The organism is Paraburkholderia denitrificans, assembly GCF_042655705.1.
GTDB classification, from domain to species: Bacteria; Pseudomonadota; Gammaproteobacteria; order Burkholderiales; family Burkholderiaceae; genus Paraburkholderia; species Paraburkholderia denitrificans.
This window is the reverse complement of record NZ_JBHSMP010000011.1, coordinates 48826-74309: the sequence shown is the minus strand read 5'-3', so window position 1 is coordinate 74309 and position 25484 is coordinate 48826. Positions and strand designations below refer to the sequence as shown.

27 protein-coding genes and 1 pseudogene are annotated in these 25484 nt (G+C 58.8%); 17 read left to right on the top strand and 11 right to left on the bottom strand.

The window, feature by feature from the left end; all coding sequences use genetic code 11:
• Window positions 1-36 precede the first annotated feature (36 nt).
• Entirely contained in the window at window positions 37-687 is a 651-nt protein-coding gene (maiA, locus tag ACFPTO_RS08495; protein WP_377710809.1) for a maleylacetoacetate isomerase, read from the bottom strand.
• 40 nt (window positions 688-727) lie between these two features.
• A complete protein-coding gene (locus ACFPTO_RS08490) occupies window positions 728-1426 on the bottom strand; it encodes a fumarylacetoacetate hydrolase family protein (protein WP_377710807.1) in 699 nt (232 codons plus the stop codon).
• Between the two features lie 183 nt (window positions 1427-1609).
• Here ACFPTO_RS08490 and ACFPTO_RS08485 point away from each other — a divergent pair, with 183 nt between their 5' ends.
• The 3 genes and pseudogenes from ACFPTO_RS08485 to ACFPTO_RS08475 form a co-directional block, all read left to right on the top strand.
• On the top strand, window positions 1610-2524 hold the full coding sequence (locus ACFPTO_RS08485; RefSeq protein ID WP_377710806.1) for a LysR substrate-binding domain-containing protein: 915 nt from the start codon (window positions 1610-1612) through the stop codon (window positions 2522-2524).
• A gap of 175 nt (window positions 2525-2699) precedes the next feature.
• On the top strand, window positions 2700-2873 hold the full coding sequence (locus ACFPTO_RS08480) for an alpha/beta fold hydrolase (protein ID WP_377711014.1): 174 nt from the start codon (window positions 2700-2702) through the stop codon (window positions 2871-2873).
• A gap of 26 nt (window positions 2874-2899) precedes the next feature.
• Window positions 2900-3199 (top strand): annotated as a pseudogene (locus ACFPTO_RS08475) (2-keto-4-pentenoate hydratase); the annotation flags it as partial.
• 207 nt (window positions 3200-3406) lie between these two features.
• Here the strand turns inward: ACFPTO_RS08475 and ACFPTO_RS08470 are convergent.
• The 6 genes from ACFPTO_RS08470 to ACFPTO_RS08445 all read right to left on the bottom strand — a co-directional run bounded on the left by ACFPTO_RS08470 (window position 3407) and on the right by ACFPTO_RS08445 (window position 8222).
• Entirely contained in the window at window positions 3407-3808 is a 402-nt protein-coding gene (locus ACFPTO_RS08470; RefSeq protein ID WP_377710805.1) for a DUF2703 domain-containing protein, read from the bottom strand.
• A 4-nt stretch (window positions 3809-3812) separates the two neighbouring features.
• On the bottom strand, window positions 3813-5600 hold the full coding sequence (gene arsA, locus ACFPTO_RS08465) for an arsenical pump-driving ATPase (protein WP_377710803.1): 1788 nt from the start codon (window positions 5598-5600) through the stop codon (window positions 3813-3815).
• 14 nt (window positions 5601-5614) lie between these two features.
• Window positions 5615-5980 carry an arsenite efflux transporter metallochaperone ArsD gene (arsD, locus tag ACFPTO_RS08460; RefSeq protein ID WP_377710801.1) on the bottom strand — a complete coding sequence of 122 codons (366 nt, stop codon included), beginning with the start codon at window positions 5978-5980 and terminating at the stop codon, window positions 5615-5617.
• Window positions 5981-6132: 152 nt separating this feature from the next.
• A complete protein-coding gene (locus tag ACFPTO_RS08455; RefSeq protein ID WP_377710800.1) occupies window positions 6133-6507 on the bottom strand; it encodes an ArsR/SmtB family transcription factor in 375 nt (124 codons plus the stop codon).
• Between the two features lie 79 nt (window positions 6508-6586).
• On the bottom strand, window positions 6587-7606 hold the full coding sequence (locus tag ACFPTO_RS08450; RefSeq protein ID WP_377710798.1) for a phosphotransferase family protein: 1020 nt from the start codon (window positions 7604-7606) through the stop codon (window positions 6587-6589).
• 262 nt (window positions 7607-7868) lie between these two features.
• Complete coding sequence (locus tag ACFPTO_RS08445; RefSeq protein ID WP_377710796.1) at window positions 7869-8222, bottom strand: hypothetical protein; 354 nt, start codon at window positions 8220-8222, stop codon at window positions 7869-7871.
• Window positions 8223-8583: 361 nt separating this feature from the next.
• Here ACFPTO_RS08445 and aepX point away from each other — a divergent pair, with 361 nt between their 5' ends.
• Genes aepX through ACFPTO_RS08380 form a run of 13 tightly spaced genes read left to right on the top strand, consistent with a single transcriptional unit; the run spans window position 8584 to window position 21723 of the window.
• The gene (gene aepX, locus ACFPTO_RS08440) at window positions 8584-9498 is read left to right on the top strand and encodes a phosphoenolpyruvate mutase (protein ID WP_377711013.1); all 915 of its coding nucleotides are present in this window, start codon (window positions 8584-8586) and stop codon (window positions 9496-9498) included.
• Between the two features lie 2 nt (window positions 9499-9500).
• Complete coding sequence (locus ACFPTO_RS08435) at window positions 9501-10031, top strand: GNAT family N-acetyltransferase (RefSeq protein WP_377710795.1); 531 nt, start codon at window positions 9501-9503, stop codon at window positions 10029-10031.
• Window positions 10009-11307 carry an aminotransferase class III-fold pyridoxal phosphate-dependent enzyme gene (locus tag ACFPTO_RS08430; protein WP_377710794.1) on the top strand — a complete coding sequence of 433 codons (1299 nt, stop codon included), beginning with the start codon at window positions 10009-10011 and terminating at the stop codon, window positions 11305-11307. Before ACFPTO_RS08435 ends, ACFPTO_RS08430 begins: the two co-directional genes overlap by 23 nt.
• Window positions 11308-11329: 22 nt before the next feature.
• A complete protein-coding gene (tmpA, locus tag ACFPTO_RS08425) occupies window positions 11330-12472 on the top strand; it encodes a 2-trimethylaminoethylphosphonate dioxygenase (RefSeq protein WP_377710792.1) in 1143 nt (380 codons plus the stop codon).
• Window positions 12462-13643: a phosphonopyruvate decarboxylase gene (aepY, locus tag ACFPTO_RS08420; RefSeq protein ID WP_377710791.1), complete on the top strand. Its 1182-nt coding sequence runs from the start codon at window positions 12462-12464 to the stop codon at window positions 13641-13643. Before tmpA ends, aepY begins: the two co-directional genes overlap by 11 nt.
• The gene (locus tag ACFPTO_RS08415; protein WP_377710790.1) at window positions 13640-14536 is read left to right on the top strand and encodes an aminotransferase class IV; all 897 of its coding nucleotides are present in this window, start codon (window positions 13640-13642) and stop codon (window positions 14534-14536) included. Before aepY ends, ACFPTO_RS08415 begins: the two co-directional genes overlap by 4 nt.
• Window positions 14520-15398, top strand: a complete 879-nt coding sequence (locus ACFPTO_RS08410; RefSeq protein ID WP_377710789.1) for a hypothetical protein — start codon at window positions 14520-14522, stop codon at window positions 15396-15398. Before ACFPTO_RS08415 ends, ACFPTO_RS08410 begins: the two co-directional genes overlap by 17 nt.
• A 3-nt stretch (window positions 15399-15401) precedes the next feature.
• Entirely contained in the window at window positions 15402-16220 is an 819-nt protein-coding gene (locus tag ACFPTO_RS08405) for a transketolase (RefSeq protein WP_377710788.1), read from the top strand.
• Window positions 16213-17148, top strand: a complete 936-nt coding sequence (locus ACFPTO_RS08400) for a transketolase family protein (RefSeq protein ID WP_377710786.1) — start codon at window positions 16213-16215, stop codon at window positions 17146-17148. Before ACFPTO_RS08405 ends, ACFPTO_RS08400 begins: the two co-directional genes overlap by 8 nt.
• Entirely contained in the window at window positions 17145-18413 is a 1269-nt protein-coding gene (locus tag ACFPTO_RS08395; protein ID WP_377710785.1) for an enolase-like domain-containing protein, read from the top strand. The genes ACFPTO_RS08400 and ACFPTO_RS08395 overlap by 4 nt, the downstream gene beginning before the upstream one ends.
• A 21-nt stretch (window positions 18414-18434) precedes the next feature.
• Window positions 18435-19658: a crotonyl-CoA carboxylase/reductase gene (gene ccrA / locus ACFPTO_RS08390; RefSeq protein ID WP_377710784.1), complete on the top strand. Its 1224-nt coding sequence runs from the start codon at window positions 18435-18437 to the stop codon at window positions 19656-19658.
• A gap of 42 nt (window positions 19659-19700) precedes the next feature.
• Complete coding sequence (locus tag ACFPTO_RS08385; RefSeq protein ID WP_377710782.1) at window positions 19701-20780, top strand: D-alanine--D-alanine ligase family protein; 1080 nt, start codon at window positions 19701-19703, stop codon at window positions 20778-20780.
• Window positions 20755-21723 (top strand): DMT family transporter, encoded by a 969-nt coding sequence (locus ACFPTO_RS08380; RefSeq protein ID WP_377710780.1) that lies wholly within the window; start codon window positions 20755-20757, stop codon window positions 21721-21723. The genes ACFPTO_RS08385 and ACFPTO_RS08380 overlap by 26 nt, the downstream gene beginning before the upstream one ends.
• Window positions 21724-22291: 568 nt before the next feature.
• Here ACFPTO_RS08380 and ACFPTO_RS08375 read toward each other — a convergent pair.
• The 3 genes from ACFPTO_RS08375 to ACFPTO_RS08365 form a co-directional block, all read right to left on the bottom strand.
• A complete protein-coding gene (locus tag ACFPTO_RS08375; protein ID WP_377710779.1) occupies window positions 22292-23020 on the bottom strand; it encodes an autoinducer binding domain-containing protein in 729 nt (242 codons plus the stop codon).
• A 420-nt stretch (window positions 23021-23440) separates the two neighbouring features.
• Entirely contained in the window at window positions 23441-23809 is a 369-nt protein-coding gene (locus ACFPTO_RS08370) for a hypothetical protein (RefSeq protein WP_377710777.1), read from the bottom strand.
• Window positions 23810-23973: 164 nt separating this feature from the next.
• Window positions 23974-24261: a hypothetical protein gene (locus tag ACFPTO_RS08365; protein WP_377710775.1), complete on the bottom strand. Its 288-nt coding sequence runs from the start codon at window positions 24259-24261 to the stop codon at window positions 23974-23976.
• A gap of 521 nt (window positions 24262-24782) precedes the next feature.
• On the opposite strand from ACFPTO_RS08365, the gene ACFPTO_RS08360 reads away from it, so the two are divergent.
• Complete coding sequence (locus ACFPTO_RS08360; protein WP_377710773.1) at window positions 24783-25460, top strand: response regulator transcription factor; 678 nt, start codon at window positions 24783-24785, stop codon at window positions 25458-25460.
• The last annotated feature ends 24 nt before the right edge of the window (window positions 25461-25484 follow it).

The following is a 25484-nucleotide window of genomic DNA, read 5'->3' as shown; positions in this document are numbered from 1 at the left end:
ATTCTAAAACTGGAATTCGGTCAGGTGCCCGCTGCGTTACGCGGTGTAGTCGGGCTGGTTTTTCGGTTCGGCCTTCACGAACGCCGGATGCTCCGACGCATGACGGTACGCGGCCATCACGCGCGCATACGCGGAGAGGTCGCAGCCCATGCGCAGCGCGTTCGCGACCTGCGGCACGAGGCACACGTCGGCGAGCGTCGGCGCCGCGCCGAAGCACCACGGTCCGCCTTCGCGCGCCGCCGCCTCGTCGAGCAGCCGCTCGGCCGCCTGCATGCCTTCGGCGACCCAGTGCCGGTACCACGCATCTTTCTGCTCGGGCGTGACCTTGAGCACGTCGGTCAAATACTTGAGGATGCGCAGGTTGTTGACCGGGTGAATGTCACATGCGATCAGGTTCGCGAATTCGAGTACGTGCGCACGCAACTTCGGCTCGGCCGGAATCAGGCGCGGCTCGGGATGCTTGCCATCGAGCCAGTCGATGATCGCGAGCGACTGGCCGAGATGGAAGTCGCCATCGACGATGGCCGGTACGACTGCCGACGCGTTCACCTTCGCCACGTAGTGCGCGTCGCGATGCTCGCCGACGCGGATATTCACGCAGTGAAAATTCGTCTCGATGCCCTTGAGCGCGAGTGCGATGCGCACGCGGTACGAGGTCGAACTGTTGAAGAAGCTGTAGAGATCCACGTCGATCGTCCTGTTCGATTTCGGGTGTGATTTAGACGATTCAGACGATCTTGACGGTCAGTTCGCCGAGGCGCTCGACGCCCACCTTCATCGTGTCGCCGCGCTTGACCGCGCCGACGCCCTCGGGCGTGCCCGTGTAGATCAGATCGCCGGGTTCGAGCTTGAAGAAGCGCGACAGGTACGACACGGTTTCCGCAACCGACCAGATCAGGTGCGTGACGTCGCTTTTCTGCTTCGTTTCGCCGTTCACCGTGAGCCAGAGGCCAGCCTGTTCGAAGTGGCCGACTTGCGACGCCGGATGGATCGGGCCGATCGGCGCCGATTCGTCGAACGCCTTGCCGATTTCCCACGGACGGCCCATTTCGCGCATCTTCATCTGCAGATCGCGGCGGGTCATGTCGAGGCCGACTGCGTAGCCCCAGACATGGTCGAGCGCCTGTTCGAGCGGCACGTTCGAGCCGCTCTTGCCGATCACGGCGACGAGTTCGGCCTCGTAGTGATAGTTCGCGGTCTCGGCCGGGTAGGCGAGTTCGAGCGTCTGGTCATAGGCGACCGGCACGATTGCGTTGTCGGGCTTGCAGAAGAAGAACGGCGGTTCGCGGTCGGGATCGAAGCCCATTTCGCGTGCGTGTGCGGCGTAGTTGCGGCCCACGCAGTAGACCCGGCGCACGGCGATCGAGTCGTTCGAGCCGACGACCGGCACGGCGATGGGGGCTTCAGGCGGGAAGATGAATGCCATGGATGGATCTCCTGATCGAATGGTTGGCGCACCGGGCCGGTCAGGCACGGAACAGGTCGGAAATTTCGAGGGGCGCCACGATTACTTGCTGTCTGGGCGTATTTATATGCGGGCGAGCTATATTTGTATAATTGCGAATTGTCACTATCCATATGAAAACGGATATACCTAGGAGGAAAGGCCATGCTCGACTGGACCTATCGGCTGCGCCTGCGGCATCTGCAGATGCTGTTGTCGATTGCGCAGACCGGCAATCTGAGCCAGTCGGCCGAGGCGTTGCATACGACGCAACCGGCGCTGTCGAAGTGGCTGAAGGAACTGGAGGCCGACGTCGGCCTGCCGCTGTTCGAGCGGCACGCGCGCGGCCTGCGGACGACGCCGTACGGCGAAGCGATGGTTCAGCACGCGCGCAGCATCATCGGCCACCTCGACAGCGCGCGCGACGATATGGATGCGCTGCGCGACGGTGGCAGCGGGCTCATCGCGATCGGCACTTCGGGTGTTTCGGCTGCGGATACGGTGCCGCTCGCGGTCGCGCGCCTGATCCGGCAGATGCCGCGCGCCCAGGTGCGGCTTGCCGAGGGCACGATGAATCGCTTGATCCCGCAACTACTGCAAGGCGAGATCGATATCGTGATCGGCCGCGCGGCGAACCCGCAATTGACCGCGCAACTAAAGACAGAGACGCTCTACCACGATCCGGTCAACTTCGTCGCCGGGCTGGAACATCCGCTCGTGTCGCGCGATGCGGTCGGCTGGGACGACCTGTTCAGCTATCGGTGGATCGTCTGGCCCGAAGGCACGCCGATTCGCAACGCGCTTGAATCGGCGATCATCTCGGCCGGGCGAAGCATGCCGCGCAACTGCATCGAATCGAATTCGTCGCTGCTCAACATCACGCTGCTCAAGCATTCGGATCTGCTCGGCGTCGCGTCGCAGCGCGCCGCGCAGCGTTTTGAAAGATCGGGCTTGCTGCACGTGTTGCCCATGCCGTTCGGCGGGGCGGGCGCGGTCTCGATGTACTGGCGCGCGGATGCGGAGGGTCGCAATGCCGTCGTGCTCGCGCTCGACTGCCTGCGCGCGAGCGCGGATTCATGAGCGGGGGTAGGGCACGGCCTTGTCGCGTTGGTGAAGCCGTGAGGAAGACGAAAGCGCTTCACCGTGGCTCCCGGTATCCGGCGGCAACCATCAGTCATGCTGATCGTTGACCATCTGCGGCGCGTGAACGCGCCGTCTCCATAGCAAGCGTCGTTCCCCGCCAAAGGCCCCGACGCTGCTGATTCATGGCCGCGACGACCGCGTAGTGTCGTTCGAAACGTCGCTGTATCTGCTTGCGAACGTTCCCAACTCGCGTCTGGTGCTGCTCAATCGCTGCGGGCACTGGGCGATGATCGAGCACCCCGAAGAGTTCAACTGTCTGGTCGGCGATTTCATCGCCAACGCGTAAAGCCGGACACCAGGAGAAAAGAGGTCATGCCCGATATCACTTTGGCGAGCATCCTTGCCGCTCGCCTGCGCGCTGCCGAAGCGGCGCGCGAGGTCATCGCGCCGGTGCGCGGCGAGATTGCACTCGATGACATCGCAACGGCCTACGCCGTGCAGCAGGTCAATGTCGATCTGCGCGTGGCGAACGGCGAGCGCGTCGTGGGGCGCAAGATCGGCCTCACGTCGCTCGCGGTGCAAAAGCAACTCGGTGTCGATCAACCCGATTTCGGCGCGCTGTTCGCGTCGATGGCGTATGGCGACGGCGAATCGATTCCGCTCGCGCAGTTAAACTTGATTACCGACCTGAAGATGGTCGAAAGCTACGGCCAGGTTAAGGCTGAAAGCGGCAAGGCTGCGCTGGAAGAGTTTGCGCAAAGCAATGGCTTCCTCGACCTGATGGAGCTTACTTCCGCACAACCCGCGTTCGCCAACGACTTGATCGCCGTTCAACTGCAATAAGGGTTCTGAGCGGCTATACGGTCTGGTCCCGGCACATCATCCCTTGCCTTGCTGCGCATTCATCGTCAGTGCAGCGATGAGCCCGGCCTTGACCAGCAGGTCGACGGGCACGACCTCGTAGCTGGCGCCGCCAACATCGACGGTACGGCACGCTTCGTCCCCGCAAACAGAGCAGCAAGGGCTGCTGCTCACCGATGCGCCGACCCATTCTTCCATCGGCTTTCCCGCAATCCAGACGCGGTTGGATTCAGACGGATTCGCCTTGAAAGTGGCTTCGTCAATCTCGCGGGTCTCCAGCACTGGCTCGATACCCAGCGGCATCAGTTGTTCGTGCAACTGCCGATAAGCCCGCTCGACCTCATCACCTGTACTGGCACAGCGAGGGCAGGTCTCGCCGCCGGAAACAAGCCGCTGCCAAAGAATCGGAAGCGTCTTCATGGCATTACCCCAAAGATGACGAATGAGCCTCGATACAAGGCTGCTGGGTAACCAGATGCTCCAGGCCGGTTACGCCGACGGGCGATTCGGCAAGCCACGGTATCAGCGCGCATTCAGGTGCGAGGCTATCAGCGACACGACGGATAAATGGCACTTCATATCCGCCGCGCTGGCACAGCACAGGGTGAGTCGTTCCGCTCGCCAGGAGCGACTGGTTGATGACCCATGCGTAGGGTTTGATGCCGGCACGGACCAGGTCCTTGTCAAGGCGTTCAGCCTCGTGAACAGGCGTGGCCTCCGGCAGGGTGACGATGACCACGCGCGTGTATCCGGGGTCACGCAGCCTCGGCAACAACTCGCGTACCGATTCGGGCATGTCCCCCTGAGTGCGCATTACTTCACGGTGATACGCCTCGGCCGCATCGAGGAGGAGGATGGTGTGGCCAGTCGGGGCAGTGTCGAGTACGACGAACCCATTCTTGCCTTCGTCCACGGTTCGCGCAAAGGCCCGGAACACCGCTATCTCTTCCGTACACGGCGAACGCAGGTCTTCTTCCAGCATCGCGCGCCCACCGGCATCGAGTTGCTGGCCTGCCTTCGCGAGCACTTCCTCCGTGTACAGCTGCACTTCCTGTGACGGGTCGATACGTTTGACTGTGAGGCCCGGAACTATGCCGTCAAGCGTGGCGGCGATATGCGCGGCGGGGTCCGTCGTCGAAAGCACGACATGGTGCCCCTTTTTCGCCAGCGCTACGGCAATGGCGGCAGCAACCGTGGTCTTGCCCACGCCCCCTTTGCCCATCGTCATGATGACGCCGTGGCCAGCAGAAGCCATGTCTTCAACCAGAGCGCTCAAGCCAGGCGGCAAGCTGGTGGCGGGCATCTCATGACTGGTTGGTGACGCAACGATCTCAGGGTGAGCCATCTCACGCAGCGCAGCCAGGCCAACAGTGCCGCGCGGCAGAAAGGGAATGCGCGACTGCGACAACCCTGCGAGTCCGGCCGGCATGTTCGCCAATGCCTCGGCCGCGCGCTGCGCCATGGCCGTCGCAATCGCATCGCCGGAGGCAGCGTCCGGGAACAGGCCGTTGACGACCAGCGTCTGGTTCCGAATTCCGAGGTCGGCGAGTTCGGCACGTGTCCGGTCGGCTTCGCGCAGCGAAGCGGCATCGGCCCGGGCGACCAGGACGACGGTCGTCTCTTCGGCGCTGGAGAGACGCTCGACGGTCGCCGCATAGAGCGTCTTTTGTTTTTCGAGGCCCGCAAGCGGACCGAGGCAGGAGGCGCCGCCCGTGGACGAGGAGATGAACTCGTCCCACGCCGACGGCAAGGTCAGCAGACGCAGCGTGTGGCCAGTCGGGGCCGTGTCGAAGATGACATGGTCAAACTCGGCCGTGGCGCCCGGATCACCGAGAAGCTTCGAGAACTCGTCAAAAGCGGCAATCTCGACGGTGCACGCGCCGGAAAACTGCTCTTCCATGCTCTGGATGGCAGCCGCCGGGAGGATGCCGCGGTACGGCCCCACCATCCGTTCCCGATAGGTATGTGCGGCCGCTTCGGGATCGATGTTCAATGCAAAGAGACCGGGCGCGCCAGCGATTGCGGTCGGCGTCTGGTTCAGACCTGTGCCCAACACCTCGTCGAGGTTGGACGCCGGGTCGGTGCTGACGATGAGCACCGACTTGCCCGCTTGGGCCAACGCCAGGCCGGTCGCGCAGGATAACGAGGTTTTACCGACTCCGCCTTTGCCGGTGAAGAACAGGAAACGGGTACGGGTCGAGGGCAAGGTCATAGCGTGCCTCCGCTTTAGCAGCAGCCGGAGCCCGGCGTGCAGCCAAGCGGTTTGAGGCGGGGTTTCTCGGCCGTTGTCAGCGCAACGTTGAGCTTTTGCGCCAGTTGTTGACGCGAAGGGTACAGGCCGGTGGAGACGATATGGCCATCGATGGCGATGATGGGCAGGCGGTCCATGCCGCATTCCATTTCCTTGACTACCGCCGGATTGGCGACGAACGCTTGCGGCTCCTGACCCAGGTTGTAGCGGGCCACCGTGACACCTTGCTCTTCGACCCATTTCAGGTCGGCGGCGAATTGCGCGAGTACGGGGTCTACATCCACGCCGCAGACACCGGTCGAGCAGCACATGGCGGGGTCAAACACTTCCAGCTTTTTCATGATGGCTTCCTTTCAAGAATCGGTTTTGGCGGGGCAGGTAGCGGGCTGACGCTGAAAATACCCTTTCTCACAGCGCTACTGCATGGCCTGGCTGATGGTGCTTCAGGCAAAGTTGCCTGCTCGGGGACGCAGGCCGTTGTGGATGCACTCAATCACGGGCACGCCTTTCTGGACACGGTTTTCTGGAGGCTGGCGCGGCGCTTTATGTTGCTCGCAACGGGCTCGGTTTCTGGCAGGCAACTGGCGCCCTGACAGCAGTTGGCCGTCAGGAAGGTAAGGAGTTCGTCCATCGTGCCGTAGTCGGTCGAGTAACGAATAAACCGGCCTTCCTTATTGCCCCGAATAAGGCCGACGCGGCTCAGATGCGCCAGATGGAAGGAGAGTGTGGCCGGAACCAGTCCGAGCCGTTCGCCCAATGTACCGGGGAACAAACCTTCATCGCCCGCCTCGACAAGCAATCGGAAGATGGAGAGCCGTGCCTCATGGCCGAGCGCAGCGAGTAACTCTGCAGCGTTTAATGTTTCCATGTTTCGAATATTATCAAAATGTCGTGCCGATATATTCGGTCTTCTGGCTGGTGCGACGAAATGGCACTTCTCTCGTGGTTCACGACTCGATGCCGTACCGAAGCAACTCGTTCGCAATTTCCGTCATGGTGTCTACGCGTTTCGATGCGACGATGTCGGCGCAACCCTTGATGTATTCCCGGTTGATGCGTAGTTCAAATTCGTCAAATGGCTGCGGGCGTTTCAGACCGAGCACGACCTCCGCCATCCGGTAGGAAAATGCAGCGCCGACAAGACTGCCACGGGAGGGGATCACTTCGCTGTACCCCTCGGCAAAACGCTCCATGTCCTCATACTGGCGTGCATGCTGCAGGAACTGGGCCACGTCGGTCAGGGGCGATCCGACATGGAGGCACTCCCAATCTATAATGCCGGCGACTCGACCGGCTTCGATCAACTGCACATTTTTTGCCTTGTAATCGCCGTGACAAAGCGATTCCATATTCGCGTAGGGCAAGCATTGCTGCGCACTTGAACGCAACGCCGTCAAAATGGGCGTTTGCGCGCCCTTGCCGAGCAGATCAATTGCCTGACCGACAGCCGCAAGCAGATTGTCGCCGAACGCCTCTGTTCCGTAGCCGAGGCTATAAATCTCGTCGCAATACAAGCTGCGTGGTAAGCCTTCCTGTTCGCCGAACTGAATACAGTGAACGCGTGCGAGAAGCTTCCCGCACTCGTAAAAGATTTCGCTAATAGCGGGGTGCGAGTCCCTGATGTCTCGATTCAAACCCAGAAGCCAGCGGCGCATGTCCTGGGTTCCAATGGATTCCATTACGATCCAGTATCGATTGTCTTCGGTCACGCCCGAATGCAGTATCCGTGGTGCTGGAAAGTCCGCAGGCAAAAGCTTCCTCGCCAGAATTTCGCGCTGTTGAAACCGGTCGCCTTCTCCGAGGATTTTGAAGATATAAGAGCGGTCTCCACACTCAATCTTGAATACCTCGTGTCTTGGGCCTTTGACTGTGCGAATGTCGGGTTCGCCTTCGTGTTTGAACAGCGTCCTGATCAATTCGAGAAGATATTCCGGTGCAGCATGGTCGGTGGGGAGATTGCCGGTCATGATCGTGCGGTGGGGGTGTGAGATTGGCGACGTCTCCGTCACGCGTGGACGATTTGCAGTACGAAAAATCAGACAGAAACGCAATCACATCGATCATCGGGATGATCTCAACGTGAGCGGAGTGATTCTGGGGTGCTTCGAAGCAAAACGTACTGCTTCAAAAGGGAGGATTCTCGTTTCGATTAATGAAACGGGAATGTACGTGAGATGAAACTCAGATGAAAGCTGTCGTTAAGCTGGTTCGACCTGGTCGAGTGCGCTGTCAGTTGCGCGTACCGTTGTTCTTCCACTCCGAAGGTGGCGTGGTGGCTTCCATGAACAGGTCTATCTGCTCGGACGGCAGACCGAAACCGGTCCAGCCGAACCCGGAGTGGCGCAGGAACAGCAGCGCGCCGTCGAACAGCGGATTCTGGTGAACGTGCCACTCCGTATTCGTCTCCACCGCGTAGCGCTCCGCTTTGGACACCGTCTGCTCCGGTGCGGGCGTGAGGTCGGCTCGCAGGAGGCCGAGCACCTCGATAAGCTCGTCCAGTTCTTCAGCCGCGAGCGCCGCGGTCCGGCCGTCGAGCGTCAGGAGCAGCGACGGCTTGCCGTATTCGTTTTTGGTTCGCACCATGCAAACGAGACAAGTGGACCGGCAGCGGAGCGAATTTCACATTTTAAAAGATTGGCAGCGAGTTGAAATTTAGCTCGCTTAAGTTGGAGGAATGGTGCTGAAATGCGCGGCGACTCTCGCTCACCATCAATCCGTTCGTATTGCCATGCGATCGAAAACATGGAGTTCACTGCGTCTTTGCTCTCGATTTATGCAAAACACAACTCTGGGCGGCCAAAAACCTGTAAATCATTGCAGGTTCTGTGAATTGCTTGATGGGTTGATTGATAAGATCGGCGTTATGATTTCCACCGCTGCAGAAAATCTATTATTTAGACTACTAATAATTGAGCATTATCCCAAACACGTTAAAAGGACATCCATGATCACTTCAGCGTCAACTGGTTTCGAATTCTCGAATAGCCGTGGGAGCGCTTTGCGGATAGCTCTTGAGCGGAAAAAATGTTTGCGCATCATGGAGGTTAGTAGTCCGCTGGCGGCGCTGGTTGTGGAAACCAGCAAAGCAAGTGACGAAGCGGGACGAGATGTGGAATACGATGGATTTTGGTCCAGTTCTTTGACGGATTCGACTTCGCGCGGTAAGCCCGATATAGAGATTCTGGATGTGCGCAGCAGGATACACAACATCCAGGAAATTTTGGAAAGCACACGGAAGCCATTGATTATTGATGCTGATACTGGCGGAAAGCCAGAGCATTTCACATTAAATGTGATTGTACTGGAAAACTCTGGCGTTTCCGCAGCGATTATCGAGGATAAAACAGGACTCAAGAAAAATTCTCTGCTCGGCGCGTGTGCTGCGCAGATTCAAGAGCATCCGGCAGATTTTTGTAGAAAAATAGAACTCGCCAATCAGTCAAGACGCAGCAAGGATTTTATGATTGTTGCCAGGGTTGAAAGTCTTGTGCTCGAAAGAGGTATGGATGATGCACTGTCACGCGCGCACCAATATGTGGAAGCTGGCGCGGACGGGATCATGATTCACAGTAAAAGCATTGAACCACTCGAAATTCTGGAGTTCAGCAAACGTTTTCGAGTCAAAAATCGTAAAACCCCGCTCGTATGCGTGCCGACTACCTATAACTGCATCCGCTTCTCTGAGCTTGAGCAGGCAGGTTTCAACGTCGTGATTTACGCGAATCATCTGCTTCGTGCGGCCTATCCGGCGATGGTCAAGGTCGCGGAGGGAATTCTGCAAAGCGGCCGCTCGCTTGAGGTGGAGGGTGACCTTTTTCCGATCGACAAAATTCTTCGGCTCATACCGGGGACGATTTAATCATGTCTGCAACTGCTCATTCTGGTTGCCCCGTCGAGACGCCGGAGCTTCGAAGCGAATCGTTCACGATCTCGGTGCCGCGGACGGCAGACTTTGCGCGCGTCCTTGAGATCTTCGCGGCGCTTGGTCCCAACTATGAATGTGATCCGGAGTCGTCGGTTGCACGGTCAGTGTATATGAACTATGTACGCGGGCTGGACAAGAGGGGGTTCGTGGCGAAAGTGGACAGCGTGGTCGCTGGAGTGATCCTATTCGAGCTTTCGCCGATGCTGTCACGTCGATACATACAGATAAGGCATGACGGACTTGCCGTCGATCTTGCGTACCGGAAACGCGGCATCGGTGTGGGACTCCTTCGAAAAGTACTCGCATTCAGCTGCGCGCGAGGGGCGACGAATGTCCTGATTAAGGCTTCTGAGCCCGGCGTCATTGCGTTATACCGTAGCCTCCCCGAAATTGAAGAGCGGGGTATCTACTTTTATTACACACCTCCCGAAGGAAGCGCCCGCAATGTCGATTTCCGGCACTCGTAACGCTTTGCTTGGGCGCAGCCCGGGGCAGGGTTTGCCGCGAATCGTGTCGAGTCGCGGTCATGAAATCGTGGGCCAGTCGGGTGAACAATACCTGGATGCTATATCTGGAGCGTACGCCGCCATTCTGGGCTACAGCCTGTGCTCCGTGACGACCGCCATGTACGCTGCTGCAGCGCGACTGCCTTACGTCCACAACGCACGATTTGATTCCTGCGAGAGTGTCGCGCTCGCGAATCTATTGTCGGAACTGGGCGGCAGCGCCGGATATCAGGTGTATCTCTCGGTGTCTGGCGCGGATGGTGTCGAGGCAGCGCTGCGAATTGCTGCGGCGTATGGCGAGGTGCGTGGCCGCAGCTATCAGCGGCAATGGGCGGCGCTGCCAAATAGCTATCACGGGTCATCGGGTTTCGCGCTGTCAACAACGGGTCACGCTGCCGCGCGTGGCAGGTACGAGTTGGAACTCAAGCGCATCACGCGACTCGATCTTCTGCGTTGGGTACGCACACCACGCGGTTTCGACGCTGACTGGACCACCGACCGTGCGGAAATCGAGCGCGCCATTGGAAAGGACATCGGCGTGGTGATACTTGAACCCATGCTCGGCAATGCCGCCGGTTGCGTGGAAATGCCCGATAGCACCTTGGCAGCGATCGCCGCTGTCTGCCGGGAACGTGACATCGTGCTCATTTCGGATGAGGTCAGTGTGGGCATGTGGCGAACGGATGGGTTGTCGCTCTCCCAGAGTAAAGGTGTCGATCCCGACATCATCGTGCTTGGAAAGGCACTGACAGCTGGTCTGTTTCCGCTTAGTGCAGTGCTGGTCTCACCACGCATCGCACTGGCGCTCCAAGGCAAGGCCAATCTGCTTGGACACACACATGCTGCCCATCCCATTGGTTGTGCCGTCGCACTTGACGTGCTTCGCCATCTCACCCTTCCGCGCTTTCAGAGCGACGTGGAAGGGCTTAAAGACGCGTTCGCTACGCGTCTGGCTGATCTCTTACGATTGGAGCGTGTTCGCGCGATACGCGGTAGGGGCCTGATGTACTCGGTGTGTCTGAACACACCTGAAGATGAAACCGTGTCTGGTCCGATCGGTGAACGTCTCTACGCAGCATGCTTGTCGCGTGGCCTGCTGGTGATGCCCGGCGAGGTTCGCGGAACAGACGGCGTGCGCGTCAGCGATCACATTACGCTTGCCCCCGCGTTCAATATGCCCGTCAGAACTCTGAATCATGTCGTCCACGTGCTGACGGATGCGCTCGCGGAACTTTAAATCACCTATCAAGGAACGGCCCATGACATCCACCGTGTTGCCCCGTGTCTTGAGCATATCTTCCGACAAACTCCTAATTGCAAGTGGAGCGGACGGTGCGCCGTATATGATCGCAGCGCAAACGCTGCGGCACGCGTGCACATGCGGTGATTGCATCGATGAGAAGTCTGGACAGCGGCGCTCCGACGTGTCCCGTTGGCCCCCGAAGTTGACCATTGCTTCCGCGAAGTTCGATCCGTCTGATCTGCTGCATGTCCGCTTCAAGGAGGACTCGCATCGCACCACCGTGAACATCGGTGATTTCAAAACCGATCCATTCTTCAATTCTGCCTCGGCGCGAAATGAACTGTGGGACGCTTCGCTGGATCCGGAGGCAGTCACCGTATCGTGGCAGCGACTGAATGAACCGCTCGAGCATCACGCGCTTCTCGAGCGACTGGCGCACTTCGGTTTCGCAATCGTCAGTGGATGTCCTGCGCAACCTGGCTTTATCACGAGACTAGCGCCTTATGTTGGGCGAATCAAGGAAAGCCGGGTCGGTCCGCTATTCGACGTGAGGTTCGATCCGTCACCTTCCAATCTGGCGTTCTCGGCCGATGAACTGTTCTTGCACACGGACAATCCATATCGCAATCCCGTACCGGGCTGGCAGATACTCCATTGCATCGTGAATACCTCTCAGGGGGGCGACTCATACGTTGTAGACGGCTTCGCATGTGCCGATCATTTAAAGAGAAATTATCCAGAGTACTACGCATCACTAACTGAAACACTCGTCACGTTCGCGTTCAGGTCAACAGATGCACACTTCTCAAGTCGACGCCCGGTCATTGCACTCGACGACGATGGCCACCTCGTGCAGGTGTCCTTCAACGACCGCTCGCTGCGGCCAGTGCTGGGCGCAGTCGGCGAAGTCGAACGCTTTTATGCTGCCTATCGCCGATACCGGCGATTGCTGGCTGATCCGGCGTATCAGGTGCGCTTCAAGCTGCAGCCGGGACAGGCGTTCATCGTAAACAATTTCCGCGTCCTGCACGCGCGGGGCGCGTTTCCCGCCACTGCTGCGCGCCATCTGCAGGGAGCGTATTTGGACAGCGACTGGGTGAACAGCAATTTTCTGGTTGCTCATCACAAACATACAGGAGATCACGGTTATGTTGCTTGATGCTGAACTGATGGTGGACGCGTTGCGTGCAGAGGGAATTGATTTCTTCACCGGTGTGCCGTGTTCCGGTCTCACCTCGCTTATCAACGCCGCTAGCAATCTTGGCGACGGGTATTACATCGGTGCCACACAAGAAGGCGAGGCGGCGGCGATCGCTGCGGGAGCAGCTCTCGCTGGACGTGGTACGGCGGTGTTGAGCCAGAATTCCGAACTAGGAAATCTCGTGAATCCGTTGACATCGATGAATTTGCCGTCCCGCATCGGTACGCTTATGTTCATCACGTGGCGCGGTCGACCCGGGATGAAGGACGAACCGCAGCACGACGTCATGGGCAGGATCACGCTCGATCTGCTCTGTCTCATGGGCGTCGAAACACAAATTCTTTCGCTTGATCAGACGGTTGCCCACGCACAGATTAGTGAGGCCGCCTCGGCAATCCGTGCCAACCGCGTAGTCAGAGCGCTGGTGACGCCAGCAGCCGTATTCGACGACGTCCAGTTGCGACCGTCTCACCCGAAGGCCGTGCGCGCAACGGTCTCACGCGACGTGCGCCGCGGCGGCGTGCTGCCGTCACGATTCGATGCGATCAAGTCTATCCGCCGGGGATTGCCGGAGCGCGCGGCAATTGTCGCTACGACTGGCAAGACGGCGCGCGAGCTATTTACGCTGGAGGACCGCGAGCAGCACTTCTATATGGTCGGTGCTATGGGCTCGGCCAGTGGGGTGGGTCTGGGCATCGCTCTCAATTGGCGCGATCCAGTCGTCGTGCTCGACGGCGACGGCGCTGCACTGATGCATTTGGGCACCTTAGCCACGATTGGTGCACATGCGCCGGGCAACCTGATTCATGTGGTACTCGACAACGGTGTACACGATTCCACCGGCGGTCAGAAGACCGTTTCAGATGCCATGTCCTTTTGCGGTGTGGCGAGCGCGTGCGGCTACGCCACCGCGACACGGGTCGACAGCGTGGACGATCTCGCGGTGACGGTCGGCGAACTATGCGAGTGCAGCGGGCCTCATCTTGTTTGCGTGTCCATCAGGCCGGGCTCCATCAGCAAACTCGGAAGACCCACGGTGACGCCTGCCGATGTAGCAACGCGTTTCGGGGAGTTTCTCCAGTGCGCGACGACTGAAATCGGCACTGACATTGCGCTGGGCACGGCATGATTGCGCCGGCATGGCAGAACGGCCGGATCGTCGAGCTGGCAGATGCACGCATTGCCGCGACGGCACCTGGGGTCTTGCGTGCTCGCGCGGTGTTCGATGGGTGCCGCCTCTTTGTACGCGGCTGGGGGCACCGCAAAAGAGCTTTCACCATCAGCATGTCGCACCATATCGCGCGACTTCAGGCGAGTTGCGACGCGCTTGGCATCCATCTCGCCTATACGTCGAGCGAGCTTGTCGATGCTGCGCGGGTCGTTATCCAACTGATGCAGCCTCACTACGATATGGGGTTACGCTGGTTCGTCAGCGAACGCGAGAACCAGTCTGGTAGTGTGGGTGCCGACGTTACCGTGTTTGCTCGCTCGCTGCACGGCTATACGAAACCGAGACCCTATCGCCTGAATTTCGCGAAGCGCGCGCGATGGGTCGGGCACGGTATTCCGTACTCCGTGAAGACCATGTCGCATTACGCCGCATCGCGGACAGAAACGCTATCGGCCCAGCAAAACGGATTTGACGACTGTCTTTTCGTCAACCAGTTCGGCGACGTCGCGGAGACGCCGCGGGCCAATCTGATTTTCGTCGCGTCCAACGAGCTTCATTCGCCGCGCCCCGAAGACGGCATTCTGTCCGGCATCACGTGCAAATCGCTGCGCCATGTGATTGGAAAGCACTCGACGTTTCGCTGGTGCGAACGGCGAGTGAGCGTCAGCGATCTCGCTTCCTACACCGGGGCTTTGATGCTGAGTTCATCGCTTGGTGTCGTACCCATCGAACGGATCGGTCCATTCGAATACCTCACCGTCGCTAGCCGGGCCGTGGCAGATCTCTGGCACACCGCAATGCTGAACCCGGCCCAATTGTTTCTGACAGATATCGATGAATTCGACTATTGAGCACCCATCTATCTCGATCACTGGTTATTTGCCCATCAGCGCGGCCGTGAGCTACGCGCAATGCGTGAACGTCGACGTTCCATGCACGCTCCGCACCGCGACGGATGGGGGCGAACTGGTCGTGCACGAACTTCCCCATGCGCTGCAACTGCTTGCAGAGGCTTGCGACTCGCTCGCAATGCCGGTTGATCTGGAGCTCGCAGCAATCGCTGCGCGCGTTGCACGCCACGCCTACACCGACGTGCGGCTCCCCGACTGGGGAAGCTTCGAGCTCTCTCTGAGTGTTGCAAACTTGGCGACTGATTTTTTAGGGTGCGACGTCGCACTCGATGTCTCATTCCGGGCCACGCGCGCACGCAAATGCTGCAAGCACGCAATTGTGAACTACCAGTTGTATGCGTGTCCGCAAGGCTTGCGAGCAAGCACGGTGAACAGAGCGTTGTCGACGTTTTCAGCGGAACTCCATTACGCAGTTCTGGGGGCTCGCGATCCAGGCGGCGACGGCGTACTTTTCTTCGATTCAGCGGGCTACATTTTGGGATCAAGGCATGGCGTATTCGTCGCGCAGACTCTGCTAGGCACGAGCTGCGTTTCGGCGTTTCGGCCTGTGCTTGCCAAAGCCGCTGCGACTCGCATTACGGCTCTGGGCCATAGGATTGCGCAAGGCGCAATCCATCTCTCGGACCTTGCAGGCTGCACGGCATTCGGTTGGGTCGATGCGGATCTGGCGGTCAGCCATGCCTCGTTATGCACGTCTGGTGCATCGACAGCAGGAGACAAGTCCCTCGCTAACCTTTTCGGCGACCTCGCGAGTGTCAACACGGCTGACGACATTGTCGTTCGACTTCAATTGAAGGGGTAAGGTATGACTGGCGCAGTAAAAGTCGCAGTGCTCGAACATAAAGCAGCCGATATTCGCGCGTCCCTGCTTCGGCTGATTGGCGAAGCAGGCTCAGGTCATCCTGGCAGTTCGCTTTCATGCGTGGAAATCCTGACGTCACTGTACTACGGTTCGAACGCGATCGACCCATTCAAACCGCTTCCCACGCGCGACATGATGGTGTTATCCAAGGGGCACGCGGTTCCAGCGCTGTACGCGATATTGATAGACCTGAAGGTGTTATCGAAGGTGCCGGGCGAACAATTGCGCGCCTTCGGCTCGCGATTTCAAGGTCACCCCGATTGTCGCTTCACGCCGGCTATTGATTTGAGCACAGGCTCGCTGGGGCAGGGTCTGTCGGCCGGATTGGGCTATGTCCTCGGAACCCGGATTGCTGGAACCGGACGGCGCGCATATGTGGTGCTGGGCGACGGCGAATGTCAGGAGGGACAAGTCTGGGAGGCGGCATTACTGGCGGGCGTCCATCGAGCACGAAACCTTTTTGCCATCGTCGACTACAACAAGATCCAACACGACGGCGCGATTGACAGTATCGTTCCCATGGAGCCGTTTGCGAGGAAATGGGAGGCTTTCGGATGGCGGGTGCTCGAAATCAACGGACACGACTTCACCCAACTGGCGCAGGCCACGGCTGAGACTGACGACTCGCGCCCAACTGTGATCATTGCTCACACCATCAAGGGTAAGGGCGTTGCCTACATGGAGGGAGACTGGCACTGGCACTCGGTGGCCAATGCGGAACGTCTTAGGTTGGATTTCGTCAAGGAGCCACAGCATGCGTGAACCGTTTTCCACCGCGCTCATCAACCTCGGCAGCGAGCATGAGAATCTGGTTGTGCTCGACGGCGACTGTTCGCATTCCACACGTACGTACCGCTTCGCAGATATCTATCCACAGCGCTTCATCAATGCAGGGATTGCAGAAGCAAATATGATCGGCATGGCCGCGGGCATGTCGAGAGCTGGCCTCTTGCCAATCGTGTGCGGATTTGCTGCCATTCTGGTACATCGGGCCGCGGAGCAACTGGTGCAGTCTATTGCCTATTCCAACGCCAACGTGAAAGTGGTTGGCCACTACGCGGGATTCACTGCCGCGAGCGAGGGGGCGCCGCATCACGCAATCTCCGATCTCGCGTTGGTCCGGGCAATTCCCGACATGACGATCCTTTGTCCGGTTGATGACGAAGACGTCGAAGACTGCCTGCGCGAGGCCGTCGAGACCCCGGGTCCGGTCTATTTGCGGCTCGGAAGAAATCCGGTGCCGCGCAGGGCAGGCGCGCGCTGGATCACGCGCAACGGCTACAAGAAAAGCGAAGAGCGCGGTTCGATTGTGATCTTCTCGACTGGCGGAATGTGCGATGTTGCGCTTGAAACAACTGAGCGCCTGAGGGCGTCCGGCCTGAACGCCTCTCTCATTGCCGTGCGGCGGATCAAACCATTCCCAGACGCGCTTCATGCATTGCTGGCGTCCAGCGAAAGCGAGTTGATCGTTACGATCGAAGATCACAGCACAACCGGTGGGCTTGGCGGAGCGATATCGGAAGCCCTCGGAGCCCATGGAAAACCATTGTTGCGGTTCGGCGTGCCAGACACCTTTACGCAAAGCGGCACATACAGCGAACTGTTGAGGGGCCTGAAGTTGACTGCGAGTGAGATTGCGCGCAACGTCACGTGCCTTTTTCGCCAGAAACACACCCGGGAGATGGCATGAAAATCACTTCAATCGAAAGCGCGACCGCACTAGACAGCAACGGCAGGGGCGCACTGGAAATCACACTCGGGTTTGAGAACAACGATCTGAAAGTACGCGCAATCGCGCCGCGAGGTTCTACCACCGGCGATTTCGAGGCGACCTTTTTTGAGGATGCACGCGTCTCGGGGCTTGATTCCGCAAGGCCTGCCGTGGCTTCAGCCAATGCGCTTTTGCCTGCCGCGCTGATGGGTAAAGACTTTGCTACCTTGCGGGAATTCGACGCAGCACTGGCTCAGCTCGACCCGTCGCCCCAGTTCAACCTGCTTGGCGGTAACGTCGCGATTGCTGCCTCCTTTGCATTCGCAAAGGGCCTCGCAGTATCACGTGGCGTTCCCCTGCATCGGGTGCTGTCGGACACGGAAGTGGAGCGGTTCCCTCTGCCCATGTTCAACATTATTGACGGCGCGACGATAGCGGGTTCGGGAATCGGCGGAGTTGAGTTTTTGCTGATTCCCGACCGCGGGATCAACATCGAGCTCGCGATTCAGATGGGCATCGACATCCGGAACGCAGCGCGCACGTTGCTTGCGCGTCGGAACATCGTTACTGGCGATAGTCCACAGGGAGCCCTTCTGCTCGCATCGGCCGACTGCGAATATCCGTTAGCTACGATTCTGGAGGCTGCCGCGGAGGTCGGCTACAAGGCCGGTACTGATTTCACGCTTGGACTGGACCTCGCAGCGTCGGACTACTACGGCGAGAATGGCTGCTATACCTACCCGTGGCCGGCGCTCGGCGCGGACAATGCAATTGGCCGTTCCCAGAACCTTAATGCCCTGTGTGATGAATATCAGCGGCTGATTGCCAACTTCCATCTGTCGTTCATCGAGGACGGATTCGCCGAGGTGGATACGGACGGATGGTGCGCCTTCGCACGGCAGCGCGGGCAGACGCGGATGATTGCGGACGATCTGTGCGCGTCGAGTCCCGCCCGTATCGAAGACGCCGCCCGTGAAGGTCTGATTCAGGGTGTACTGATCAAGCCGAATCAGATCGGCAGCCTGACCGGAGCGATGGATGCACTGCGAGTGGCGAATGCGCACGGCTTGCTCAGTATCGTTTCGCAACGTAGCGGTGAGAACGACGACGACCTCATCACACATCTCGCGATCGCGGGTCAGGCCGATTATCTGAAATTTGGCGGCCCGGCACGCATGGATCGCATTATCAAGCTCAACTCGCTGCTGAAGTGCGCCCGAGCAGCGGCACTTCTGAGTTCATAACGTCGGCTGAGGAGGAAGGAGATGGAAGAGGTAATTGGTCGCGTATTCGTTGAAAGGAATCATTCTGGAGCCGTGCCAATCGGATCCATGCCGGAGCGCTACTTTGTCCCACGCATGATGCACGCATGGGTGTTGATACCTGGTCAGCATGGCAACCCATCCACGGCATTTTGTCAGAGGCTGGTTCCCGTGCCGCGGCCGAAGTATGGGGAAGTGCTTATATTCGTGATGGCGGCTGGCGTGAACTACAACGGCGTATGGGCTGCGCGCGGCGAGCCGGTTTCTGTATTTGACATGCACGGTGCGGCTAGCCATATCGCAGGATCCGACGCATCAGGTATTGTCTGGGCGGTGGGTGAGGGCGTGACACGATGGAAAGTCGGTGACGAAGTCGTCGTACACTGCAATCAGATCGGCTACGAGGATATTGAGTCGAATGGGGGTGATCCCATGTTGTCGCCGAGTCAGAAGATCTGGGGCTATGAGACACCCGGTGGTTCGTTCGCGCAATTCACAGTGGTTCAGGCGCAGCAGCTACTGCCGCGACCGAAGCAATGCTCGTGGGTGGCTTCCGCCGCGTACCTCCTAAAACTGGCCACGGTTTATCGAATGCTCTACGGCCATCCGCCACACGTGTTGCGGTCCGGTGTCAGCGTGCTGATCTGGGGTGCCGCGGGTGGCCTTGGTGTCTTTGCGGTCCAGTTATGCAGGCTGGCTGGCGCGAAGGCGATCGCCGTCGTGTCAGACGAAAAAAAGGTGCAATATGTACAGGCGCTGGGGGCGTCTACGGTTATTGTCCGCACCCGTTTTCCCAGTCTTTTCACTAACGCATCTCATGGCAGTACTGATTGGATGCAGGAGGCCAAAGCGTTTGGCGGCGAAATTTGGGCGGCCACGGGTAAGGGCAACAATGTGGATATCGTTCTCGAACATCCGGGGCAGCAGACTTTTCCGCTGTCTTGCTTTCTCGCGAAGCGCGGCGGGCTTGTCGTATTCTGCGCTGCTACGACGGGTTACAGGTTCGAATTCGACGCGCGCTACGTGTGGATGCAGCAAAAGCGGATTCAAGGATCGCACTTTGCGCACATGAAGCAGGCCCATGAGGCGAACTCACTCGTGATGGATGGGCATGTGGACCCATGCGTTTCGAGGGTTTTCAATTGGGAAGACTTGCCGTTGGCGCATGAATTGATGGCGAGAAATGAACACCCTCCCGGCAACATGGTGGTGAAGGTGGGGTGTTGAGATTGCGTTTGGATGTGTGCTGAATTATCCATATAGAGACTAATGAATCACGATGATGACCACATCGGTCTCCAGAAAACATTTTCGACATCTACCATGCCGTTGAAAATTGCAATGTTGTGCGGAGGCACGAGCGAGGAACGAGAAGTGTCCCTCGCGAGCGCCGCCATGGTGGTTCCGGCGCTGCGCGGCTTGGGACATTCGGTGCGGGTGCTGGATCTCGGGCGCGGACTGCTCGTGGAGGACAGCAGCGAGGAGCGACGCGCGCTGTCCGCTCCGCCAGCGCACCACGAATGTCAGGAGCACGCAATCAGCGCTCTTATGGCTTGCAGGCCCAGTGTTCTGGAACTTACGCGATCATTCGACCTGGTGTTTATCGCGTTGCATGGCGGGACGGGAGAAGATGGGACGGTGCAGGCGACGCTCGATCTCATCGGCATTCCCTATACGGGCAGTGGTCACGTTGCCAGCGGTGTCTGCATGGACAAGGATTTGACGAAGCACCTGTTGCGAGCGGCTGACATCACCACGCCCGACTGGTGCCTCTTGACCACTGATTCTGCAATCTACCCCGGCGACTGCAGGTATCCAGTGGTAGTCAAGCCAAACCGGCAGGGCTCGACTGTGGGCCTTTCCATCGTCAGACACCCCAACAAACTCGAGGCGGCCATTCAACATGCGTTCCGCTTTGATTCGGAGGTCTTGATCGAGCAATTCATTGCAGGGCGGGAATTCACGGTGGGCGTGCTGGACAACGAGCCCTTGGTGGTAGGCGAGATTCTGATCCAAGCGGACAGTGCGTTCGGTTACGAGGAGAAGTACACACCTGGTGCGATCAAAGAACAGTTTCCGGCGCGGATCGGGTCGGAATTGACCGAACAAATGAAGGACGTCGCACAAGCTGCGCATCGGCTCCTGAAGTTGCGCGGCTATAGCCGCGCAGATTTCCGGGTCGACAGTGCGGGCAAGGTCTGGCTCCTCGAAGTGAATTCCCTGCCCGGTTTGACGGGCACCAGTCTGTTCCCACAATCGGCTCGTGCGCATGGCATCGAATTTCCGCAACTGTGTGGCATGATCTGCCAGCTCGCGATGCGTCATGGCCATCATGATCGGGAGGCGTGATGGTGAGCCGCTCGCGGCGCTCCTTTACAGACGCGGTATGGGAAAACGGCGAGGCGAGCAGCGCGCAGATAGAGCGGTCAGTGGGATACTGTACACAGTGCTAGCTACGTTGCTGCTGACCGTTGGCTTGTATCTGCCGCGACTGATTTCGTCCAATGCCGACCCGGTACAAGTCTCATTTCTCCGCTACGCGGGTGGCACGCTGTGGCTTGTGGCCATTTACTGCGTACGGCGTCGAGGCGGGAGAGCCGCGCTTTTTAGTGGGGCCGATCTGACCACCCAGGCGTGGCATATCGCGAGAGCCGTGGTCGGATTTGGCACGCTTACTTTGACCGTGATGGCGTCACGGCTGCTGCCCATCGGCAACGTTCAGGCTATTCTTGCCTGTAACGGATTGCTGGTACTCGTGTGGCTGATTCTTCGCGGCATTGAACGCATTCAGGGTTCGGTCATTGTCGGCACGCTGCTATGCGTTACTGGCGCGTTGCTCGCCAGTAACGTTAAAGTGACGATGCATGAGATGGTGGGCTACGGCGCGGCGTGGGCGGCTTGCGCGTGCTGGGCCACGGAGATCGTCATTTTCCGGCACGCCGTGGTGAGATCGCCTGGAAAAACGTCGTTGCTTTTCATAAATCTGGTGGGCGTGATCCTGCTTATAGTGCCGGGCGTGCTGCGCTGGCATAGCGTCCCGGTCACGCACTGTCTGCTGCTGCTCTCGGTGGGTGTCATTCTAGTGGCTTCTCAGGCTGCGTTGATCAAGGCGCTGGAGCGTGTTCCGCTGTCGGTGACTGTCCCTTTTCGGTATCTGAACGTGCCGGCGGCTTTACTGCTCGGTTTCCTCGTATTGAATCAGACGCCGTCGCTGGTCGAACTGGCGGGTGCGGCGCTCGTCATGATTGGCGGTACGGTCCTGAGCGAGCGGCTGGCGCGCAAGACGGCATGATCATACGGCTATGGCTTCCTCGTTGACTGCCAGTTTGCGGTCGGCTTGCACCGATTTTCTCTGTTACTACGCCTCGAGCTCGTTAGTCACTCCCGGCTCCGCGGTGGGAACTGGTTTGTCAACAGACGCAATGCTGCATACAGGGGGGCACTTCGAGACCATGGCAGACGACCGGCGTTCGATCATCCGTGTCGAGTAAGGCCATAAGCGTAGGCCTGGCACGGGCATATTCAACGGGTACACATTGCGGTCGACAAACGAAGCCATAGCCGCTCCGGTGACGAAGGATACAAACGCACGCGCAGCAGCAACGTCCATATGGCCGTCGGAATCTTGGACAGTTTCTCTCTGTGCCCCAATCTGTCATATATATTTAGGACGTAGAATGCGTTGGAAGATCACGTCGGAACAGGATTTTCGGTTAGGGTAGCCAGACTGACGAGAATCTCGAATTGAGCGTTGAACAATTCGAGCAATTTGTTGTTTTCAACTTTGATTTGAGTGAGATTCTGTCGTGGTGGCTGATGCTGGAAGCCAGCACTGCCCGTGCAGACCAGATTGACTGAACTCAGTCCAGTAATCCCTGCCTGGCCGCGTAGGCCGCTGCTTCGAGTTTGGTGCTGACGCCAAGTTTCCGGCGTGTGTTGTGCAAGTGGAAGTTGATGGTCGACTCGGAGATGCCCAGTATGTCGGCCACTTCGAAGGCCGTCTTGCCGTTCGCACTCCAGCGCAGAATTTCGATTTCGCGTTCGGTCAATGACGTGCGCTGAACTCTCGGCAGCGAGCCACCGAGAATATCCTGTGCTCTCAACGTTACGATATTCGACAGTAGGAGAACGTACGGTTCCAATTCTGCTGCAGTTTGGCTATCGAGTGGTACGCTGCTTCGTGCCAGGGATAGGACGGTGTAGGTGCCATTGCGCGACCATGCTGACTGTGATACGCCTACGCTCAGCCCTGCCTGTTTCGCTTCCTTCCAAAAACTGGATGCACGTGAAAATAGATTGTCCGACCAGACCACAAGACCGCAGGTGCGTGCACCCTGTCGGAGGATCGGATCGACCTTGCTATAACTGCTTCGTTTGTAATGCTCGATCCAATGATTTGGATAGTTGCTGAGCAAATGTGATTGAAGTCCAGTGCCAGGGAGCGATTGTCGGAACACGAATGCGAAAAATTTGAAATCCAAACGCGCTGCGAAATGTGCCATTGCTAGAGAAAGCGCGGGTTCGTCCATAACCCGTTCGAATTCGTTGCTTACTTCCTCCCACCACCGCGTCAAATTGTTATTCAACATAGGTTCTCAATTCGATCGAAGTTTGTGCAACTTATCCTATCCAGCTGATTGCTGCCCTTTTTGAGAGCACCAATCTTTTACGCCAATCGCGCTGGGGCTGGATTGGCAGTCAGGATAGCCTGATCGGCTAAGATCTGGCGCCTCCGGGTGTATCGCATAAATGAAAGCCAACGCTGGCACGTGATCCACGTGAAATAACGGACCTTAATAGTACTAGAAATTAGTTTACCTAAGATATTGGTGTGAGGAAATGTTGGCATGCATTCCATGCTGGCATTGCACAAGCTCGTTAGGGGGTGTTAGGCACTTTCTGCCAGAACAGAGAGGATTCTCGTTTCGATTAATGAAACAGGAATGTACGTGAGATGAAACTCAGATGAAAGCTGTCGTTAAGCTGGTTCGACCTGGTCGAGTGCGCTGTCAGTTGCGCGTACCGTTGTTCTTCCACTCCGAAGGCGGCGTGGTGGCTTCCATGAACAGGTCTATCTGCTCGGACGGCAGACCGAAACCGGTCCAGCCGAACCCGGAGTGGCGCAGGAACAGCAGCGCGCCGTCGAACAGCGGATTCTGGTGAACGTGCCACTCCGTATTCGTCTCCACCGCGTAGCGCTCCGCTTTGGACACCGTCTGCTCCGGTGCGGACGTGAGGTCGGCTCGCAGGAGGCCGAGCACCTCGATAAGCTCGTCCAGTTCTTCAGCCGCGAGCGCCGCGGTCCGGCCGTCGAGCGTCAGGAGCAGCGACGGCTTGCCGTATTCGTTGACCAGCTCCAGTTTGATTTGCTGTGTCATCAGCTTCTCCCTCTACCTCGGTGTCTGGTTCGCGTTCCGGCTGCGCGGCGCGGCAGCAATCCGGCATGTTCCCGCATGCTATCTCGCGCCGCTGCTCAGACCGGTAGCGCGAAGATGAAGGAATATTTCATGCCGGAGCGCCGCCCGTAGTGCGACGGCTCCGCTTACGTCGACGAGCCCGGCGTCTGATGCAGGCAGTCGCGGGCGTAATCGCTCTGAAGCAACTCCTCGGCGTGCTGGATGCCGGCGGGATAGTCGTTGTCGTCGTCGCCCGGCGTGTAGCCCTCGCCTTCGACCAGCGCGAGTTCGAGTTGAAGATCGTCGTGCGTCGGCTTGTGGTTATGGACGAACGGGTAGCCGTTGCATTGTTGCGGCGTCAGGTGTTCTGCGTGTGCCGAAAGGCTCGTGATGCCGACGAGCGAAATGGCGGCCAGCTTGATCCATGTTTTCATGTGTGCTCCTGCAATGAAGTCGAATGTCGTGCTCAGGCCGGTTTTTGAGTCCGCACCATGCGAACGAGGCAAGTGAACCGGCAGCGAGGCGAGAATAGGCGTCGGCAGGCGAGCGCGCCAGATCGTGAGCATGAAAACTTCTTCATTGCGTTGCGAGCGCAGGCGTAAAAAAATCCCCGACGCGCCAACGTGTCGGGGATTAACGCGTGGATAAAAGTCCCGGAGAACGTTCGAGACCGGCCGCAAGCTTAACCCGGAACGCGCGTGCGTTGCGCGCGTAATTGGGCAATTCAGTTTTTCGGCATTGTGCATTTCACGTAGAACGCACGTCTCGCCTGGCTTCGCAGCTAACATTAAAGACTCTTCATGTTTGTGGAGAGGACGGGTTAGTCGCATTCGACGATCATCCGTCGCATTCCGACGAAACGATGTGCCATGAAACGTCTACAGATCGATTCCTCCCCGGGCCTGGCAGCAGGACTCGCACGCCGCCCGCACGCAGTGGTCCGCGAGGCGAGGTCATGACGCGCGTTCTCTCGGTCGACGACGACGAGCTCGTCGCGAAGGCCATCCGTTCGTCGCTCTGCGCGTTCGGGCACGAGGTGGACATCGCCACGACGGGGCGCGATGGACTTGCGAAGGTGATGGTCGGCAGCTACGACGTGGTGACGCTCGACCGCGTGTTACCCGACCTCGATGGTCTTGCCGTGCTGTTGACCATGCGCAGCGTGGGCATCATGACGCCCGTGCTGCTCGTGAGTGCGATGTCGGCCATCGACGAGCGCGTGCGCAGCCTGCGGGCCGGTGGCGACGATTACCTGACGAAGCCGTTCTCGGCCGACGAGATGGCGGCGCGCGTGGACGTCCTGGCCCGTCGCGGCAGCGTTGCTTCGAGCGCCGCGCCGCGACTCGCGCTCGGCGCGCTCGAATGCGATCTGCTCGCGCATGCGGCGCGCTTTCACGGCCGTGCGCTCGACATGCTGCCCACCGAGCAGCGGATTCTCGAATACATGATGCGCCACCCGGGCCAGCTGCTCACACGCACGATGATCTTCGAGGGCGTGTGGGGCTACCGCTTCGATCCTGGCACGAACGTGATCGACGTCCACGTCAGCCGCCTGCGCAACAAGCTCGCGCAGGCCGGCGCGTCGCCCGCCATCCGCACCGTGCGCGGCACCGGCTACATGCTGTCCGAATGACGCGCTCCGCGCGCAAGCTTCGCT

Coding starts and splice junctions, on each gene's coding strand:
- ACFPTO_RS08490 (WP_377710807.1), bottom strand. CDS start 1,426: ATGGCATTCATCTTCCCGCCTGAAGCCCCCATCGCCGTGCCGGTCGTC.
- ACFPTO_RS08485 (WP_377710806.1), top strand. CDS start 1,610: ATGCTCGACTGGACCTATCGGCTGCGCCTGCGGCATCTGCAGATGCTG.
- ACFPTO_RS08470 (WP_377710805.1), bottom strand. CDS start 3,808: ATGAAGACGCTTCCGATTCTTTGGCAGCGGCTTGTTTCCGGCGGCGAG.
- arsA (WP_377710803.1), bottom strand. CDS start 5,600: ATGACCTTGCCCTCGACCCGTACCCGTTTCCTGTTCTTCACCGGCAAA.
- arsD (WP_377710801.1), bottom strand. CDS start 5,980: ATGAAAAAGCTGGAAGTGTTTGACCCCGCCATGTGCTGCTCGACCGGT.
- ACFPTO_RS08455 (WP_377710800.1), bottom strand. CDS start 6,507: ATGGAAACATTAAACGCTGCAGAGTTACTCGCTGCGCTCGGCCATGAG.
- ACFPTO_RS08450 (WP_377710798.1), bottom strand. CDS start 7,606: ATGACCGGCAATCTCCCCACCGACCATGCTGCACCGGAATATCTTCTC.
- ACFPTO_RS08445 (WP_377710796.1), bottom strand. CDS start 8,222: ATGGTGCGAACCAAAAACGAATACGGCAAGCCGTCGCTGCTCCTGACG.
- aepX (WP_377711013.1), top strand. CDS start 8,584: ATGATCACTTCAGCGTCAACTGGTTTCGAATTCTCGAATAGCCGTGGG.
- ACFPTO_RS08435 (WP_377710795.1), top strand. CDS start 9,501: ATGTCTGCAACTGCTCATTCTGGTTGCCCCGTCGAGACGCCGGAGCTT.
- ACFPTO_RS08430 (WP_377710794.1), top strand. CDS start 10,009: ATGTCGATTTCCGGCACTCGTAACGCTTTGCTTGGGCGCAGCCCGGGG.
- tmpA (WP_377710792.1), top strand. CDS start 11,330: ATGACATCCACCGTGTTGCCCCGTGTCTTGAGCATATCTTCCGACAAA.
- aepY (WP_377710791.1), top strand. CDS start 12,462: ATGTTGCTTGATGCTGAACTGATGGTGGACGCGTTGCGTGCAGAGGGA.
- ACFPTO_RS08415 (WP_377710790.1), top strand. CDS start 13,640: ATGATTGCGCCGGCATGGCAGAACGGCCGGATCGTCGAGCTGGCAGAT.
- ACFPTO_RS08410 (WP_377710789.1), top strand. CDS start 14,520: ATGAATTCGACTATTGAGCACCCATCTATCTCGATCACTGGTTATTTG.
- ACFPTO_RS08405 (WP_377710788.1), top strand. CDS start 15,402: ATGACTGGCGCAGTAAAAGTCGCAGTGCTCGAACATAAAGCAGCCGAT.
- ACFPTO_RS08400 (WP_377710786.1), top strand. CDS start 16,213: ATGCGTGAACCGTTTTCCACCGCGCTCATCAACCTCGGCAGCGAGCAT.
- ACFPTO_RS08395 (WP_377710785.1), top strand. CDS start 17,145: ATGAAAATCACTTCAATCGAAAGCGCGACCGCACTAGACAGCAACGGC.
- ccrA (WP_377710784.1), top strand. CDS start 18,435: ATGGAAGAGGTAATTGGTCGCGTATTCGTTGAAAGGAATCATTCTGGA.
- ACFPTO_RS08385 (WP_377710782.1), top strand. CDS start 19,701: ATGAATCACGATGATGACCACATCGGTCTCCAGAAAACATTTTCGACA.
- ACFPTO_RS08380 (WP_377710780.1), top strand. CDS start 20,755: ATGGCCATCATGATCGGGAGGCGTGATGGTGAGCCGCTCGCGGCGCTC.
- ACFPTO_RS08375 (WP_377710779.1), bottom strand. CDS start 23,020: ATGTTGAATAACAATTTGACGCGGTGGTGGGAGGAAGTAAGCAACGAA.
- ACFPTO_RS08370 (WP_377710777.1), bottom strand. CDS start 23,809: ATGACACAGCAAATCAAACTGGAGCTGGTCAACGAATACGGCAAGCCG.
- ACFPTO_RS08365 (WP_377710775.1), bottom strand. CDS start 24,261: ATGAAAACATGGATCAAGCTGGCCGCCATTTCGCTCGTCGGCATCACG.
- ACFPTO_RS08360 (WP_377710773.1), top strand. CDS start 24,783: ATGACGCGCGTTCTCTCGGTCGACGACGACGAGCTCGTCGCGAAGGCC.